The organism is Candidatus Thermoplasmatota archaeon (assembly GCA_022848865.1).
Lineage (GTDB): Archaea > Thermoplasmatota > Thermoplasmata > RBG-16-68-12 > JAGMCJ01 > JAGMCJ01.
Genome location: JAJISE010000041.1, coordinates 1 through 17,786 on the forward strand (window position 1 = coordinate 1; position 17,786 = coordinate 17,786).

General features: G+C 54.6%; 11 protein-coding genes. 4 read left to right on the plus strand and 7 right to left on the minus strand.

The annotated features are described in order from the left end of the window. A partial coding sequence (locus LN415_07820) for a hypothetical protein (protein ID MCJ2556993.1) occupies positions 1 to 568 on the minus strand: 568 nt, incomplete at its 3' end. Positions 569 to 814: 246 nt separating this feature from the next. On the opposite strand from LN415_07820, the gene LN415_07825 reads away from it, so the two are divergent. Then, positions 815 to 8,455, plus strand: coding sequence for a S8 family serine peptidase (locus tag LN415_07825; GenBank protein ID MCJ2556994.1), 7,641 nt, complete (start codon positions 815 to 817; stop codon positions 8,453 to 8,455). A gap of 61 nt (positions 8,456 to 8,516) precedes the next feature. Here LN415_07825 and LN415_07830 read toward each other — a convergent pair whose 3' ends face one another. Genes LN415_07830 through LN415_07840 form a run of 3 tightly spaced genes read right to left on the minus strand, consistent with a single transcriptional unit; the run spans position 8,517 to position 9,889 of the window. Continuing rightward, complete coding sequence (locus LN415_07830) at positions 8,517 to 8,849, minus strand: hypothetical protein (GenBank protein ID MCJ2556995.1); 333 nt, start codon at positions 8,847 to 8,849, stop codon at positions 8,517 to 8,519. Continuing rightward, on the minus strand, positions 8,846 to 9,130 hold the full coding sequence (locus LN415_07835; GenBank protein MCJ2556996.1) for a ribbon-helix-helix domain-containing protein: 285 nt from the start codon (positions 9,128 to 9,130) through the stop codon (positions 8,846 to 8,848). The genes LN415_07830 and LN415_07835 overlap by 4 nt, the downstream gene beginning before the upstream one ends. Positions 9,131 to 9,187: 57 nt before the next feature. After that, positions 9,188 to 9,889 (minus strand): tyrosine-type recombinase/integrase, encoded by a 702-nt coding sequence (locus LN415_07840; protein ID MCJ2556997.1) that lies wholly within the window; start codon positions 9,887 to 9,889, stop codon positions 9,188 to 9,190. Between the two features lie 161 nt (positions 9,890 to 10,050). Between LN415_07840 and LN415_07845 the strand changes: the two genes are divergently transcribed. Then, a complete protein-coding gene (locus LN415_07845) occupies positions 10,051 to 11,196 on the plus strand; it encodes a hypothetical protein (GenBank protein ID MCJ2556998.1) in 1,146 nt (381 codons plus the stop codon). 1,001 nt (positions 11,197 to 12,197) lie between these two features. On the opposite strand, the gene LN415_07850 is transcribed toward LN415_07845, so the two are convergent. Further along, entirely contained in the window at positions 12,198 to 13,625 is a 1,428-nt protein-coding gene (locus tag LN415_07850; GenBank protein ID MCJ2556999.1) for a hypothetical protein, read from the minus strand. Between the two features lie 682 nt (positions 13,626 to 14,307). Here LN415_07850 and LN415_07855 point away from each other — a divergent pair. Beyond that, entirely contained in the window at positions 14,308 to 15,237 is a 930-nt protein-coding gene (locus LN415_07855) for a hypothetical protein (protein MCJ2557000.1), read from the plus strand. A 239-nt stretch (positions 15,238 to 15,476) separates the two neighbouring features. Here LN415_07855 and LN415_07860 read toward each other — a convergent pair whose 3' ends face one another. Both LN415_07860 and LN415_07865 read right to left on the minus strand, forming a co-directional pair. Further along, on the minus strand, positions 15,477 to 16,061 hold the full coding sequence (locus LN415_07860) for a hypothetical protein (protein ID MCJ2557001.1): 585 nt from the start codon (positions 16,059 to 16,061) through the stop codon (positions 15,477 to 15,479). A 9-nt stretch (positions 16,062 to 16,070) separates the two neighbouring features. Next, positions 16,071 to 17,174 carry a glycosyltransferase gene (locus LN415_07865; GenBank protein MCJ2557002.1) on the minus strand — a complete coding sequence of 368 codons (1,104 nt, stop codon included), beginning with the start codon at positions 17,172 to 17,174 and terminating at the stop codon, positions 16,071 to 16,073. A 286-nt stretch (positions 17,175 to 17,460) separates the two neighbouring features. On the opposite strand from LN415_07865, the gene LN415_07870 reads away from it, so the two are divergent. Continuing rightward, on the plus strand, positions 17,461 to 17,786 hold a 326-nt coding region (locus tag LN415_07870; protein MCJ2557003.1), incomplete at its 3' end, for a hypothetical protein.

A 17,786-nucleotide genomic window follows, 5' to 3' on the forward strand; every position in this document is an offset into this window, starting at 1 on the left:
CTATCTGGTAGAATCGTTCCGGTATCTGGTCCCGGAAGACGGCACAGCCTGTAGAAGTTGCCGTATCGCAATCAAGGACCACCAGCTTCTCGTTTTCTCTGCCTATCTCCACCAGGGTCTCGCCGAAGACCCTATATCGTCTATTGGAGAACCCGATGACCTGGGTGTTCCCGCCAGATACATAGAGCAGAACCGGGTCATTGCATCCGGTCGTCTTTCGTCCTATCTCGAGGTGAGCAACGCAGTGGTTGACACCGATTATCGGAACGCCGAGAGAGATGGACAGAGCCCTTGCGGCTGTGGCGACCGTCCTGAGGCAGGGGCCGAGACCTGGTCCTTGGGAAAACGCAACGAGGTCCAAGTCCCTGAAATCCGCCGAGACCGCTTCGAGAGTGTCTCGGATGAGGGACACGACATTCTCGGCGTGGAAGTTGGCGGCCTCCCTCGGGTGGATCCCGCCCTTCGGAGGGGAGTAGACCGCGAATTCGTTCGCCAGGACATTGCACGATTCGTCGACGAGTCCGATTCCAACCGTGTGGGCGGTACCTTCGATCCCGATGGTGAGCACGAATTCCGAATGCCACGAGCCTGTATAAAGGGTTTCTCAGGGAAGCACTGGCCCGGGTCGCGTCTCGGACTCCTCTCTGACAGCCAGAAAAGAAGTTTAAAGTAGTATAAGGGAAATCTGATATAGCATCCATGGGGGCTCCAAATGTCACTTGCTAGAGTTGTCTTTACCATAGCCCTGCTTCTGATTGCATCCATATTTCCAGCTGTTCTCGGAACCCAGGCGGATCCGCAGCGTGAGAGTCAAGTGGACGAGGTTGCCCTCAAAGTGTATCTTGACTACAATCGGAAGGAGATCTACGCGGACCAAATCATAGTGGATTTCACTCCGGACTTCGACTTCTCCACGATTGAGGAATTCACTGAGAGGAATGGACTACGGCTTCTTCGACTCTATCCCGCCATCGGAGAGGCGGTCTTCAGGATATTCGAACCTGATCTGGACGACGTCATGTTCCAGACCGCCCGGGACCCGTCCGTGGAGTTCGTCTCGCCAAACGGTTTCTACAGGATGAGCTACACCCCGAACGATACGCTCTGGTCAGTTCAATGGGGTCCCAAGAAGATACAGGCTCCTGACGCATGGAATCTCACAAAGGGCAACAGCTCCGTCATCGTTGCGATTCTCGACACAGGTGTCGACTACTTACACGAGGACCTGTCAGGAAACATGTGGAAGAACCCCAGCGAGGATGGCGGCTTACCAGGCGTTGATGATGACGGCAACGGTTACATCGATGACCTGTATGGCTGGAACTTCTTCAACGACACGAAGTATGTCATGGATAACAACGACAGGGACGTCAATGACAATCCGGCGGCGATCTACCACGGGACGCATGTCTCGGGCATCACCGCTGCCGTGATGAACAACTCCAAGGGAATAGCTGGCCTGGCCCAAGTGAAGATAATGGCAGTCAAGGTCCTGGCCAGGAACGGAACGGGAGACTGGTCCTGGCTGTCATCCGCGATCAAGTACGCGTATGAGAACGGCGCCGACATCATCTCGATGAGTCTTGGCGGCTCGTGGGCCCCCAACAGCGTGAAAACCCAAGCACAGAACGCCTGGGACAACGGTACGCTCCTTGTCGGAGCTTCGGGAAATGACGGTTCGAACGGGATACACTACCCAGGACGATACGACACTGTCATCGCCGTTGGAGCAACGGACTCTACTGACAGTAGAGCGGGCTTCTCCAACTACGGGTCAGAGCTCGAACTCACTGCCCCTGGAGTGGGCATACGTTCCTGCAGAAGAACGAGCCCGTACTATCAGAACATGCAAGGGACGTCGCAGGCAACACCGCATGTCTCGGGCGTCGCCGCGTTGATGCTCTCCAGATATCCGTCCTACACCAACATGCAGGTTCGACTCCTTCTCAGGAACACTTCGGTCGACCTGGGCGATGCGGGATGGGACATATACTATGGCTACGGCCGGGTGAACGCCTATGCGGCCCTGCTTCCCCAGAACAACGACGACCAGGCGCAGGAGATCACGACGCTGGGCGATGACCAGTACTCGTTCGACGTCAACACGGGCAATTTCGGCGTCGTCGGGATAAAGGGCGTGACCCACTACTCAACCTACCCGTACTATCTGGACATGTATGATAATCCGACGTACACCACAAGCCTGGCTCAAACGACCTCGGATCCTGGCGGGGATGTCGCATTCATCGCCGTTGACGGGCACGAGCTCCCAGGGAACCAGACGTACTACTATAGAGTGCGGCACCAGAACAACGGCTACAAGTACATCTTGGAGACGGAAAACGGCTCCGTCAGCAGCATGCCTGTCCTGAGCTTCACTTCCCCCACCACGTCGGTGATGAACTCCACGGAAATCATAGACGCGTTCCAGATCCAGCTGCAGACGGGCGTGACGTACGACATCACGTTGAGCGTGACCTCATCGGCGGACCTGGACATCTTTGCGGCCTGCGGTGACATTGTGACAGATGAGGATGCTGCCAGAAGCCTCACCAGGTCAGGGACCGCGACAGAGCGGTTGGTCTTCGCTGCGAAGAGCAACAGATGGTGCACCGTGGTTGTCACGAATCCATTCGCCAGCACGTCCGAGTACACGATAACGGTGGACACTCTCCCTGAGGATGAGGGCGTCTCCACCAACCTGTACTATGGCACGGGTGCAGCTTCCTTCCCAGAGTTCGCGATGGAAGTAAACCAGCAGCACATAGGTGTCGTGGCGGCCAGAGCGATAACGCATCAAGGGTCCGATCCGTGGCATCTCATGATCTACGACAACCCCAACTACGTCAGTCCTCTGGCATACGGCGAGGCGTACCCGAACAATGACATCGCCTTCGTCGTTGTCGATGGAACCCTGTTGGGCTCGAACACGACGTACTATCCTCAGGTCTACCACTCAACGCAGGGCCACAGCTTCGCCATAGAGATGGAGAATGGCAGTCTGGGTGCGGTTCCAGAGATCGTCCCCTCCACGATCCGAGCAGGCAACTTCACCTCGGAAGAGGTCTTCGATTCATATCAGATCGACCTTGAGGAGGACGTTGTGTACGATGCCTGGCTGGACGTTCCGGCGGGCTACAACTTCGATCTGTTCATGATATGCCAGGACCTCGAGTCCGACAACTACTCATTCGGCTCCGTTTCGCCCGTTGCGGGAATCGATGAGAGAGTAATCTTCGCGACGAACAGAACGGGCTATTGCGCACTGATAGTGACGAATCCACTTGGCGGTGCATCGAGCTATACTCTGGGTGTGGACTACTATGTAGAGGACGATGGTGCCCTCGCCTACCTGCTCAGGGGATGGGGAGCCGCGACTTCGCGGGAGCTCGTGATGGACGTGGACATGAGCCATTTCGCTGTCATTGGAGTCAAGTCCGTCTCACATCTCTCGAACTACGGATACTCCCTTGACGTTTGCGATAATCCGAATTACGTCTCATCGCTCGCGCACACGGAATCCTATCCTGATTACGATTTCTCTTTCGTCGCGGTCGATGGGAACCGACTCGCGACACCCACGACGTACTACCCGAAGGTCGACAACGTGGCACCAGAGTATGCATATCATCTGGAGGTCGAGAATGGAAGCCTGGCAGGCGTTCAGGACCTGGTCTTCGGCGTTCCCATGGACGGCACGTTCACCTCGGGGGAGTTGCTGGATGCGTATCAGATCCAGCTGCAGACAGGATTCACCTACGACGTAACGCTCAGTGTTCCCGTGGGCGAGGATTTCGACTTGTACGCGGCTTGTGGATCCATCGTGACGGACCAGGATTCGGTGGCAAGCAACTCGACTGTGGCGGGTGCGGATGAGCGCCTCATCCTGGCGACGACGGAGTCCGCTCACTGCTTGATCCTGGCGGTAAACAAGTTCTCTGACTTGGGAGCGTACACGGTAACCGTCAACGTATATCCAGAGGACACCGGCGTCGGGACTCACCTGGCATACGGCCCGTCCGCTGCGTCTTCCGAGGAACTCGCGATGGAGGTTATCCCAGACCACTACGGCCTCGTCGCGGTCAAATCCGTCTCACACCTTTCGACCTTCTCGTACAACCTCGACCTATATGACAATCCGAACTACGTCTCCTCGTTGGCGAGCACTCAGTCCTATCCGGACGACGACGTTGCTTTCCTGACGATGGACGGCCACGGGCTGCCTTCCAGTACGACGTTCTACCCGAAGGTGACCCATCCCGCCTACGGTTACGAGTTCAACCTTGAGGTGGAGAACGGTACTACGACTGGCATAGGCGACATGGATGTTGGAACACAACGATCAGGAAGCTTCTCGCCCGCTGAAATCGTCGATGGATTCCAGGTGAACCTCTCGATCGGAGTGAGCTACAACATCTCCCTGTACGTTCCTCTTGGTTTCGACTACGACCTCTACCTTGTCAGGGGCCAGTACAGGTCGGAGGAAGATTTCGATGCCAGCAGCGTGACGAGGGTGGCGGGAGCGGACGAGTTCATAGTCTACGTTCCCGCGATCAACGGAACCTACCTCATTGTGGTGACCAATCCGCTCTCGGGGAGCTCACCGTATACCCTGGCTGTATCGACGGCCGACCTCTCGGTCATGAATGCCGAGATCGTCCTCTCCAATCCGAATCCGACGGAGAGTGACACGATTCAGGTGGGAGTCACTGTCAGGAACCTCGGGTCGCTGAACATCACCTCCGCGAACCTAAGGTTCTTCGACAACGATCCCGCGTACAACGACCAGATCGGTTCGACCCAACCGATCTCGGGCCTGGTCGTGGGCGATTTCGTCTACTTCGAGGTGGACTGGGACACGACGAACTTGGCGGGGAACCACACGATATACACAGTCCTCTCCGACATTGACCCGCCCGATGCGTTCGGCGGCAACAACATGGCGATAAAATCCGTCGAGGTCTTGCCCACTCCGCAGAACGAGAAGCCGACGATTAACATAGTCAGCCCGCTTCCGGGTGAAGAGATTGCTGGAGAGTACGTCATCCAAGGCACCGCCGGCGACACAGACGGAACCGTCCAATACGTGCACGTCAAAATCGACACGGGAGCGTGGAACCTTGCGAACGGCACGACGTCCTGGGACTACTCCTGGAACACGACATTCCATACGAACGACTCCCATCTGATTTTTGCGAGGTCATTCGACGGTCTTGTCTTCTCGAACGTAACGTCGGTTGGCATCACGGTGAACAACACCGAGGGGGCCGTTAATGAGCCACCCGAGGCGGTGTCTCTCGGTCTCCCGACAAACATCACGGATCATTCCTTGAGGCTTACCTGGAGTCGGAACAACGACACGGACTTCGCCATGTATGAGCTCTACGAATCCGAGACGAGCGGCGTTCTGGGCGCGCGGATCGCCTCCGTAACCGACAGGTTGATGACGTGGCAGTTCGCCGCCGGACTGAACGAGTCGACGACCTACTACTTCACTGTCAGGGTGGTCGACACAGGAGGCCTGTTCAACGACTCGAATCAGGTCAATGGCATGACATTGCCCTCGAACGGACCTCCGACCCCGGTCGTCCTTCAGAATCCTTCCAATGTTACCGCGCACTCGATGCTCCTGATGTGGAGCGAGAACTCGGACCTGGACTTCGCCTTCTATGAGGTGTACCGCTCGCAGGTCATGGGTCTGCCCGGTACGCTGATTGAGACCCTGTCTGCCAGGAACGTGACGTCCTATGTGGCTGCGGGCCTGAACCCTAGCGAGACGTACTACTTCCTCATCAGAGCCCATGACACGGGGGGGCTGTATTCCGATTCCAATCAGGTCTCGGCGACGACGCTCGCGGAGAACAGCCCGCCCTCGCCAGTGACCCTCAATCCTCCGACCGATGAGACGGATACTTCATTGACGCTGACGTGGTCGCAGAGCCTGGCAACGGATTTCGCCCGATATGGCATCTACCAATCCCAGCTATCGGGTGTGCTAGGCAGCCTCATCGCATCCGTGTCCTCTCAGTTCTCAACGCTCTTCGTGGCTACGGGACTGAATCCGTCCACGGCATACTACTTCACCGTGCGGGTTGTCGACACGGGCGGACTCTATGCGAACTCGAACCAGGTGATTGGGACAACGCTTGCACCGAATGTGCCACCCTCGGCCGTGACCCTCAGCAGCCCCTTCAACATCACCAGCTCTTCCATGGCGCTCTCCTGGACGGAAAGCGGAGACACCGACTTCGCCCGCTATGAGGTCTATCAGTCCACTGTGATGGGGTCCACTGGAACGAGGGTCGAAATCATTGGAGGCAAGACCCAGACCACACACATAGTGGGCGGCCTAAGCGGGTCCACGACGTACTACTTGACATTGCGCGTCGTGGACACGGGAGGTCTCTACGGGGATTCGAATCAGGTCGAAGGGACGACCCTTCCGTCAAACGTTGAGCCAACATCGGTGATCCTCAATACACCGTCCAATGTAACAAGTAGCTCGCTCGTCCTGGATTGGACTCAGAACAATGACCCGGATTTCTTCAGCTACGAGATATTCCAGTCCACGACGTTCGGGAGCCTGGGGTCCAAGGTGGATGCCATTCCGTTCCGCTCACAGACCATTTACACGGTGACTGGGCTGAGTCAGCTCACCGTCTACTATTTCACCGTCCGCGTTGTGGACACCGGTTCCCTCTACTCGGATTCCAATCAGGTTTCCGTGATGACGCTGGAGGGCAACACCCCTCCGACGGCAGTGATCCTCAGCACGCCAACGGACATCACCGATACCTCCGTGACGCTGGAGTGGACAACGAACCCGGACCCGGACTTCGCGCTCTATGAGATTTATCAGTCATCGATAGGAGGTCAGACCGGAGCTCTTGTCGCCTCGATTCCAGACAAGGGCACACTCTCCTACGTCGTGACCGGGCTCATGCCCGAGACCGCGCACTACTTCACCGTACGTGTCGTGGACAACCTGGGCCTCTATAACGACAGCAATCAGGTCTCCGCAACCACGCTTGCCGCGAATTCTGCACCGCAGGCCGTCACCCTCAACGGCCCGACAGACATCACACCGAACTCGATTGCGCTGAGCTGGAGCCAGAACAACGATTCGGACTTCGCCCGCTACGAGGTGTACGTGTCTTTGAACGCGGGCCAGCTTGGATCGTTGACAGAGACAGTCACCTCGCGACTCTCCCCTGGTATCGTAATCTCTGGGCTCTCTGCGAGCACGACCTACTACTTCACCGTAAGAGTCGTGGACACGGGGCTCCTGTACTCGGATTCCAATCAGGTCCCGGGCACGACCCTCCCGCCGAACCTCCCGCCGACGGCCGTCTTCTTGAACAGCCCAACGGAGGTCACGAATAACTCGCTCCGCCTGACCTGGTCAGAGAACTCGGACAGCGACTTCGCGACATATGACATCCTCGTGTCAACAAGCCCAGGAGCTCCTGGCCCATCGGTTGCCAGACTGACCGCCGCCAACAAGACCTCGTATATCGTCACGGGGCTGTACCAGAACACGAACTATTACTTCACGATCAGAGTCACGGATGTCGGTGGTCTTCTCGTGGACTCCAACCAGGAGACCGCCAAGACGCTTCCGAATGACAATCCTCCGATTCCTGTACTCCTTTCCGACCCGCTCAATGTTGCGGACTACTCCCTCACATTGAGGTGGAGCGGGAACGCGGACCCGGATTTCGCCAGGTATGACATTTACAGGTCAAATGACTCGGCCCAGCTGGGGATTCTCGTTGTGAGCATCACCGTTCAGTCCGTCACGGAGCACGTGTTGGTCGATCTGCAACCCAAGACGACGTACTACTTCGTCGTCAGGGTTGTGGACGCGGGCCTTCAGGCTGCGGACAGCAATCAGGTTCTAGGAACGACCCTCAGCGCCGCCGCATCGGTTGAGAACGATACCGACAACGACGGACTGCCGGACCATTGGGAGCGCCAGCACTTCAATAACCTGAACGAGGGTGCATTGGGCGATCCGGATGATGACGGGCTGCCGAACATCGTCGAGTATCATGACGGGACTGACCCCACCGTCCCGGACGAGAGGGCGGAACCCGGGATGCTGGATGAGTATCTTTGGATCATCATGCTGATTCTCGCACTTGTTTTCCTCATCGGCATGCTCTACGCGTCCTCGGGCAAGAAGAGGCTGAAGAAGCAGGTGTCCAGGGAGAAGTCTGCAAGAAGAGCGCTCGTTACCAAGCACAAGAGGGAACTGAAGAGGCTGCAGCCGCTCCTGATCCCAGAGATGGAGGCCGAGGCGCCCCCGCCACCGCCCGAGGTGATCGCGAGCCCCCCGGAGGAAGTTGAGAAGACCCCGCCAAAGAAGGTGACCCCGAAGAAGAAGGTCAAGCCGAAGGCCAAGAAGGTCGCCGTGAGGCCGAAGAAGAGGGTTCCACCACCACCCAAGGACTAGAGAGCTGGCTGTCTTCGTTTTCGGCCAGATATGAAGCCGAAGGGATTTACCAGCAAAAATCCTATCGAGAGAGGGACGGCAGCTGTCCAGGGACTATGCGAATCAGAATTGGACTGCTCTTGGAATCCGTTCTGAGGAGACCTATGCGGGAACCTCTCGGGAGATCGAGGAGAACGTCATGTATCCGTTTGGCCTCAGGGGAGTCCCTGTGGAAGACGAGTCGTAACAATCCGTTCTTGGTTGTCATGCGGACTTCGAGGAGGTTCTCGTCGTAAGACGCATGCTCGAGACTGCCGACGACCTCCTGCCAGAGTTTGAGGGACGTCCATTCTGAGGGGGCGTTCTCCGTGAAGGCGTCTCCGTGTCCGTTTTCTCCTTCGACTCTGTCCGTCATCGTTTCCTCCCGTTCCCTCGCCCGTTCCATAGGCTAGGAGCCCCGCTTCCCTGCGGTATACCGCACATCTCCTCGAGTCCGATACGTTCCTCGCCTTCGTCCCCGATTTCCGATTCTGCGGTCGGTATACCACTCGGGCGGTGCTTCTCAGCAAAGGATTCGAGTGCTTCTCTGAGAAGAACCGACCTGTTTGAGACTCCCATCTCTTTTCCTATCTTGTCTAGCCTATCCCTGAGATCCTTGGAGACCTTTGCACTCACTGTTACCGTATCATCCGACATTTCTTGTGTCTCCCCTTGGCCAGTCTCGATTTCCGTCGTGGTTCACATATGAGTTCGTCATTTCTGGTCTCCCGCCCCTTCCTCTCGCATCAACGGATGATTCTCTCTGACAATCCTCCGGTCTTCCTCGAAGTTCCCCTTCTTGTAGTACTTCTCCTTCGTTCGGACTGTGTGACCTGCGATCCTGGCGGTTGCGTCCCTATCGGCCCCAGCGATGTCCGTATGCCTTTCACCCGCTTCCCTGAGTGCCTTGCACGTGACAAGACGAATCTCTCTCCCCTTTCTGGTATGTCCTACGACCTTTTGGATTCCAGCCACTCTAGCATGTCTGTCGACAATCCTCTCCGCCTGTCTGGTGGACAGCCTCTTTCTTGAACTGTTCGAGATCAGAGGTCCTCTCTTCCTTCGTTGGAGAGAGCGGATCATGAGGTCCCTGGTGTAGTCACCGAAGAAGACCTGTCTTTGCTTGTGGATGGTGTCGATGTGAATCCTCCTACCTTCCTCGATCCGAAAGACGGCCTTGCCCTTTGGGTGGCGAATGAGAATGGAGCAATTGTCGAAATCGATGTCGGGGATGTCGACCTTGAGGAGCTCGCTCACTCGAGACCAGGTCTCATACAGAAGCCTCAAGAGCAGTTCGTCCCGCATCGCCTTCCATATCTGGAAGTTGGTCGCGTTGACAGGCAGTCTCCTCGGAGATCTGCACAGACTTGCACACTCAGGGACGGTCAGACCTCTCGCCTCTACCAGGTCGCTCATTCTTCCTCACTCCGTTTGATCGTCACTAGTCTCCTCTCGGAGGGGGGTCCTCGTCCCGCAGCTCTGAACCTTGTGCATGTGTACCGTGTCACGAACCGGCATTACCGTCAGGTACATAAAGGGTTACCAACATATGGTTTGTAATTCACTGGGGAATTGAAATGCCAGCAAAGATTACATATGAGAAGCTGATGAGAGACGATGTCACACAGCAGATCCTGAACAAGTTCTTCGAGAACCGGAAGCGGAGACAGAGACTCCGGTGGAAGGATTTCAAGGGAATCTCCAATCAAATGACTCGCCAAAGGCGATTGGAAGGACTGTGCGAGGTGGGAGTTCTCGACAAGGTGGACAAAGACGGGAAGTCGACCAAGGGCGGGAAGGAGGCACCTGTCACCTACTATGTTCTGGCCAAGAAGCAGCGGAACTGGGCGATACGGGCTTCGGACATGAATTCATTGAAGGACATATCCTTCGACAAGTTGACCTTTCGACAACAGGTATCCCTCTACGGGATGGATGAATCAGATTTCGAGGGCATGGAGAAGGAGAAAGAGGAGTTCGGTCGGATCCTGTTCAACATGGAGTACCTCGTTTCTTCCTTGATGAAACTGAAGATGCGAGTACTGCAACGGAGAATACGTCAATACTCCGAGTCGCTTCGAGATGACGTCAAGGACCCTCTTGTCAGGTGGATGATGGAATGCTACGTCTGGGCAGAGACGCTCATTCCCCCGGCACTATGGGGGGATGAATCGGGCTCACAATTCGTCGAACTGGAAGCAGGACGTTGGATCAAGAAGTTCAGGGAAAATGAATCTCTCAATGACGATGAGAGGAAAAGAGCTGTCCGGGGCTTGGAGGAAGGGTTGCGGATCGCCTCCAGCCACGACGAGACATTGCAGGACATGCGAGAGAGAATGATGTCCGACTCAGGGGGGCTCGTTGTCGGCAATTTCGGTGTAGAGAATGCGACCAAAAGCCAGGACATCAGCAAGGAGGAGGGTATCTTTGAGACCTTCGTGGAGTCCGGGAAAGAGATCTCTCCCTATATGGAGAAGCACAAGCTCCTGGCAGATTATTCCCACGCCGATGACCAATACGTGCCCGGAGAGTCCAGGCTGTTGCGGGCGATGGACAGGGCCGTCAAGGAGGGCGGGGTGGAGTTCGTCATGGAGTATATTGAACCTCGGAACCTGGGCATAATCGACTACCTGGAGATGGCTCTCATAACGGGGCTTCTCGAACCTCCTTCCGTCCCCAGTGTCATGGAGCTGAAGGACTATTGGACGACGGAAGAAGAATAGCAACTTCCTTTGTCCGCTCAACCGAGGAGGCCGTGTGGTTGCCTTGTTCATCGCCGATGCTTCTCTCCGGAGGAGGGCTGGATCGTGAGTTCCCTATTCTGAGAGCGGTTGACAACGCCACAAGCTCCGGATTGACAGGATTCGCTTCGGTGCTTTAATGCTCTCGGTGATGTGATCACGACAATGCTGCACCCGCGCTTCACAAGTCGATGGAGTCTTGCCCTCGGTTGCGAAGGGCTTATGATCCAACGTAGTCACCACGATGTGCTCCCAGTCAGGATGTCTCCTCATACCCGGGGTTATGGCTGAGAGAATGAGCCGAACCCATCGTGTCTCCACTAAATGACTGTTGTGACCATACCTTCCTGTGCAGTGTGGTGTGACCGGTATTCCCCCTGTGTTGTAGCGGTAGCACCTACCGCAAGGATGCCGGTCTTATCCCCCGTATCCTTGCTAGAGGTGTCAGGACTATACTGATGTGTTGTGTCACGTACCCGTATACCCCGCTACTCCCCGTGGAATCGAGAACGTGAACGCCGTTCTTTGCCGTTTTTCGGAGATACTGGCCGGAAGAGAATGCTGCTGTTCTCATGTTCTTGTGAAAATGCCTTTGCGTATATCGCGAATCTACGCGAATGCTACGACCGGTGGTTTTCCATTAGCGAGCCTGCGACACGATCCAGGCCAAAACGACTCGATGGCAACACCACCTGTCGTAGTCGAAGGATACGAGAACGTATCCCGGAACTACGGGAACGAGATGAGAACACCGCGTTTCTCTACCCGAATTCCACAAAAGCTACTGATTAAAGGCCTCGATTTGCATGTTGTGATTCTCGTTTTCCGTTCCAAAGGTCGAGACTAAGGACTCAAGGTCCGGGGTGACAAACTCCCTAACGATTCACGATCGATCCCGGAGACCTCTTTCCTCGATTTGCTGGAAGATAACGAGGATTCCCCCGTTGGGAGACGAGACCGGCGTTCTCCGAAGAATCTCCCGCTCAGCCAACTCTGAGTTGTGTCTTCAGGATGGCGTTCTCACGCTCCAGGTCCACGATTCGCTTCTTCAACCGCTTCGATTCCTCTCGAGCCAGGGCGAGTTGCCCCTTCAGAGTATAGAACTCGACCATGTGGCCGGTAGAGTGACCCACCATATCTAGGATCTGCAGCTGGAAACCCCTGGAGAAGAAGTCTATGGTGTCCCTCCACCTTGGACTCGAAGCCGGGTCCCTGCAAACATTGACCACTGCCTGTGCGAAGAGCATTAGGCTCGTCCTCTGTGTCTGTGGCTGGCCAGCCACAAGACAAAGGAACCCCTTCCCCATTTCAACGCGAATTCCGTTTTCCTCGAGCCATTCCTTCGCTTTGTCGAGCTCTCTGGTAATCTCGTCCAGTTCCCCTGTCCTGACCTCGACCTCGTTCTCGGCCTCCTTGAGTCTCTGTTCAACTGTTTCCAGAACCCTCTGGGTGGTGTGCAATTCCTGGAGCGTTTCTTGAAGCTTCTGATGTGCGTCGTGAGTTCCCCTTTCGATCGCTTTCTTCTTCTCGTCGGATGCCGCGATTCTTGCCTTCAGATTCTCCTCCACTTCCTGAAGCCTCAACCGATGATCAGTCTCCAATTCAGTCTTTTCCTCCCTCGCAGCCAGCGTTTCTGCTTCGAGGGCCTTCAACTCCTCCTTTGCTTCCGACGTGGCCTTTTCAAGGTCTAGCTTCGTATCGACGCGATTCGACAAATCGTTGCAGGCATCTTCCCGCGATTTCCCTGACCGCCTCTCGAGGTCAAGTTCTTTCAGGAGAAGCAAGGCTGTGTCTTCGAAGAAGTTGGAGTCCGCCATTTCAGAAATCGCCCTGAGAATCCAGAGGAGGTAAGTGATATCCACGTTTAGACTGCTCAGCTCCTTGAGTATCTCCGGGAGATTCCTGACAACCTCTTTGTCGAGGTTCACTGCCAGAATCCCCTCCAGGATTCTTCGCAGCTTGGAGACGTCGTACAGGTCTATTCCTACCTCTTCGAGGCAGTTGAGCATATATATGGCCCAGAGGACGACTCCTGCACCCTTCCTCTTCTTCTTGAGCTTCTCAAGGAACGATCTCATTCCCAGCAGATCCTGAGAATCCATATTGTTATCCTTCATCAGCTCAAAGGCGTCGATGCCCTGTTCCAGCACATCATCCAGGTCCACGTCGTGTCTCTCAACGAGACCGGCAGCTCGCAGTTTCGTCCTCTTGGACACCGTGAACCTAGGAAGCGTCCACTGAATGTCTCCGTCCTCCAACGCCTCGTCGACATCGCTTGCGTACCCGAAGATCGAGGACTTGCTTCGCTTCAACCCGAACTTCTCGAATGACTTGCGGATTATCGCATCATAGCTGTATCCGTACCTTCTCAGTTTCCTCCAATACTGTTTCTCCTCTTCTGTCACTTCCATCAGTCTTCACCTCGATTCTCCACGATTGGAGAAGGGCAAATGGGCTCATTCTTCCACGAAAGAAGGGAAGCCAGCCTTCTGGTCCTGCCTTTCTCGTCCGCGGATTTCACGATTCGAAATGGCGATTGCATATAAGGATATTTACAACCACATAGTTAGTAGATGACTGATAGAGAATCCCTAGCTCATACGTCAGTGCGCGGCACGCAGAGCACGAGTCCACCCGGATGTCATTGGCTTGTGTTACTGGCAACGATTATTCAATCCGCTTCCTGGATAAGAATGGGCCACAGGATGGGTAGAATCCCCAGCCACGTTGGAAGTGGGAAGTAGTGTGTCTCAGATTCTCCGCTGGGATTGAGGACTGGAACGTGTCATCTTATTCCGTCTTCGACACGACCAACTTCCCGTCTACTATCTCAATTCGCACGACGTCCTTCGGCTTGAAAGGAAATGCGGAATCCTTGTGGACGTCAGCAGGAACATAGATCATTATTCTGCCCTTGACTGGTTCGTGGATCTTTCCTTTGCCCTTTAAGACCAGAGAATCACCCCTTCTTGAACCTTCCACAGATAGCAATAAGAAGTAGCTACATTAATGGAGATAGAAACACAATGTAGATATCTCGCATAGCTACAACAGATACTTATAGACACTTCTCGATTTCTCTTCCTGGCGACCATGAACATCTCGCTCGAGTACCTGAGACCGTTCTATCCCATGAATGAGGATGAGATCGGTGAGTCCCCCTTCGGACGGCCTTTCGTCTTCTCCAGCCCCGTCACCGACAACAGGGACTGGGAGTTCGAGATCGAGAGGCTGCTCGAGGAAGTAGGGAAGAACCATGACATCCCCTTCGAGATTACGCTAGTTGGCAATCATCACGTTGCGACGAAATACGCAGACAGAGGCATCCAAGAGCACTGGGAGGCCTTCAGAAGGATCATGAACTCTGCAAGCGACCTCATCGCGGTCAAGAAGAAGAGGCTTCCGAGTGATCTGAGAAACACAAGTGGAGAGTTCTCGGTCGGTCATACTCTCCTCGTGTTCGTCGAAGGCAAACTCCAATGGTATGAAAGCCACTGGGAAGAGTGGCACAGGAAGATAATCCAGTTCCTGGAATCACTTGACGAGTTCGGTCCGGACTTCCTAAGGACCAGGACATCCTTAGGGGCCGAGCAAGGGAAAGGGATTCCAGAGGGAATGGAATCAAGAATCGTCTCGAAGGCGGACACGCCCCTCGAAGGAGAGCTCGTTTTGAGGCTGTTGAGGTCTGGTCTCCTCGGGGATGGAGAGGTTCACCTGCAGTTCCCAGTCGGTAGGAGATACCGCTTCGGGAACGGGTACTACCTGAAAGTGGAGAGGCCAGCGTTCAAGTGGATTGATCTGCTATTCGAGAGAGAGGACATAATCTGGATAATAGAGGCAAAGAAGTCCTTGAACTGGCAGGCGCTGGGACAGGCTCTAGGATATGCAGTTCTCTATGAGGATGATTTCAATCCAAAGAAGGACATTATGAAGGGAATTGTGTCGCAGGTGTCGGACTCTGCTGTTCAGCGATGTTGTGAAAAACTCCAAGTCAGACACTTTTCTGAGAAGGAGTTGAGCTAGGGAGCATCTGCCTCCGAATCAGGATGAAACGTCGCAGTCCTCATTGAACTACGACAGAACTTCCTACAGCCTTCTCCATTTGGGAATCTGAGGGAGAGTAAGGGGGAGCAGGACTGTCCTGAAGGGATTCCCGAATAAGGAAGGGCGACCTGTGCGTTTACCATATGTCATGAAGACAAATCGTCTCTCCCCACTTCCCTGAAAGGCTTTCGAGATTCACCCAAGAGGAGTGTTTGCTTTCAGTTTGTCAAGGTCCCTTCTTTCATCCTCCGCCTGTATACCAAAGAGATCAGGAAGCTTACCCCGATGAAGAGAATCACGAGCAGGATTGTGACGATACGAGCCAACCCGGTTTCGTAGAAGAGGAAGAACGCATCGGACACGAGTATTAGGACAGAATACTTCATCAATCCGCCCAAAGCAACGTAGGATATCGATCTTGAGACATCCCAATCACAGGCGGCAATGAAGGCTCCAGTATACGGTACGACTGGCACGATTCTGTTCAAGAGTATGATTCTCTCGTCTCTTACCATTAACATCGATATGTAACCCTTCATTCTGTTCCTCATCCATTTCGGAAGCTTTGCCTTGCTGGCGATGAGATACAACGCGGCATTTGCAGTCACCCCGCCGATGACGGCTATCGTCAGTACGAGCGTCCCCCAGGCTATCGAAGGATTCACTCCGAAAGTAATCACCACAAAGAGCTCAGGCAGGACAGGAAACACAATCCCGTCAAAATTGAAAATCACGAAAAGCGCCAGCAACATTCCTAGTGGGCCAAAGGCTCCGAAGAAATCAAACAGGCTCTCCACAACCACGCAACACCCTCAGCAAAGGAGCCCTTCATAGACACGAGCCAGTTCCACAGCACATCTTCCCATATCATGCTCTTCTGCAGTTCGAAGAGAACCTTTCTCGAGATCTCTTCTCAGTCTGTCATCTTTGAGAATATCAGCAACACGCGATGTGAAATCCTTATCGCTCGAGCCCTTCAGACAGTTCTCTCCATGAAGAAACAGGTCCTGATAGATCGGGATGTCCCTAATGATTAGAGGTTTACCACAGCTTGCCGCCTCAAACAACACATTTCCGTAGCTCTCAGCGTACGTGGGGAAGAAGAACACGTCACTTGCTGAGTAGGCGTCAGGCATCTGGGCAAAGGGGAGATGACCCATGAAAACCGCATTACTGGAGACGCCGTTGAGGTCCGCCTTCTGAAGAAATGACTCTGAGGATCCCACCCAGAGGAATTTCACTCCTTCCTTCTCCAATGCCCTCGCTACCTCTATGAACGTTCTGACACCCTTCCTGGGGAGCGTCAGCCCCACGCTAAGAACGATGAAGTCGTCTTCTTCGAAACCGTGCTTGTCCCTGAACCTTCTTCTTCCTTCTTCTGAGTTCCTGAAGACGCTTCGATTGACGCCATTGGGCACGACTTCCATGCGGGGTTTTATTCCTTCCTTGACGAGGACCTCCCTAACGTAGGGAGTGGCACAGACCACAACATCTGCCAGACCGTAAAGGAACCTGGAATACCATCTGAACGGACGGTAAAGAAGGTCGCCGATGACAATTCCGCCCTTGAGGAGTTCCGGTATGTGTCTAGCATGGATAACCACCGGTTTCCTGCCCCGGGTCTTACTGGCCAAGAGGTACGAGGCGAAGAGAGGATTGTGGATATGCAAGATGTCGAAGCCGTCTTTGGGCTGATTGATCAGGACTTCGTAACCCAGCTTTCTCAATTCCCGCGAGACTTGAGGAACACTCGTGGCCATTCCTCCACCGTTTTTGAAGCCCATCCAGTACTTGACCCAATTCAGTCCAGTGATCATGGAGATTCTAGCCCTGGGCGTTGAAATCATCTCCACTCTTCTGGCCGAAACTGGACTCTCGAATGACGATGTTGGCTGTGAAGAGGAATCGATAGCCACATCCTACCCTCCCCAAGGGGCACCATGGAGGTATACTCCTCGATATAAATGCATATCATGGGAATATAAAAGCGTTTCTGGGTTTCCATTGCTACGGGAGTCAAGGATGCCAAGGGAAACAGAAAGGGGATCAACATCCCGAGACTCGAGCACCTTCCCAGTGTACCCATTCTCGTCGAAATACGTCGGTTTCCAATATGATGTGCGACGATTTCCACACGAAATCCTCTCACGGGAACGCAACAACTATATCGCCGGAACCCGCTCAGCTACGTGGTCGTGGAGGATGAAGACCCGCCTGGTAGTGCTACTGCTGTTGTCAATGTCCATCTCAGCGATCACGATCCTTCCGGCAACAGCGAGCGCGACCACGCTCTACGTGGGCGGAGCGGGACCAGGGAACTACACAACGATACAGGGAGCGATAGATAATGCAACTCCTGGGGATTCGGTATACGTTTACGGCGGAACCTATTACGAGCACCTCACGATCTCGAAGCCTCTGTCTTTGATCGGCGAGGACAGGAACACAACGATAATCAATGGCGGTGAGAACGGCATCGTCGTTCTCATTTCTGCCAACTGGGTGAATATCACCGGGTTGGCGATAAG

Excerpts from the sequence above, each read along its gene's own strand:
- LN415_07850 (MCJ2556999.1), bottom strand. The coding sequence starts at position 13,625 with ATGGAAGTGACAGAAGAGGAGAAACAGTATTGGAGGAAACTGAGAAGG.
- LN415_07835 (MCJ2556996.1), bottom strand. The coding sequence starts at position 9,130 with ATGTCGGATGATACGGTAACAGTGAGTGCAAAGGTCTCCAAGGATCTC.
- LN415_07830 (MCJ2556995.1), bottom strand. The coding sequence starts at position 8,849 with ATGACGGACAGAGTCGAAGGAGAAAACGGACACGGAGACGCCTTCACG.
- LN415_07840 (MCJ2556997.1), bottom strand. The coding sequence starts at position 9,889 with ATGAGCGACCTGGTAGAGGCGAGAGGTCTGACCGTCCCTGAGTGTGCA.
- LN415_07845 (MCJ2556998.1), top strand. The coding sequence starts at position 10,051 with ATGCCAGCAAAGATTACATATGAGAAGCTGATGAGAGACGATGTCACA.
- LN415_07855 (MCJ2557000.1), top strand. The coding sequence starts at position 14,308 with ATGAACATCTCGCTCGAGTACCTGAGACCGTTCTATCCCATGAATGAG.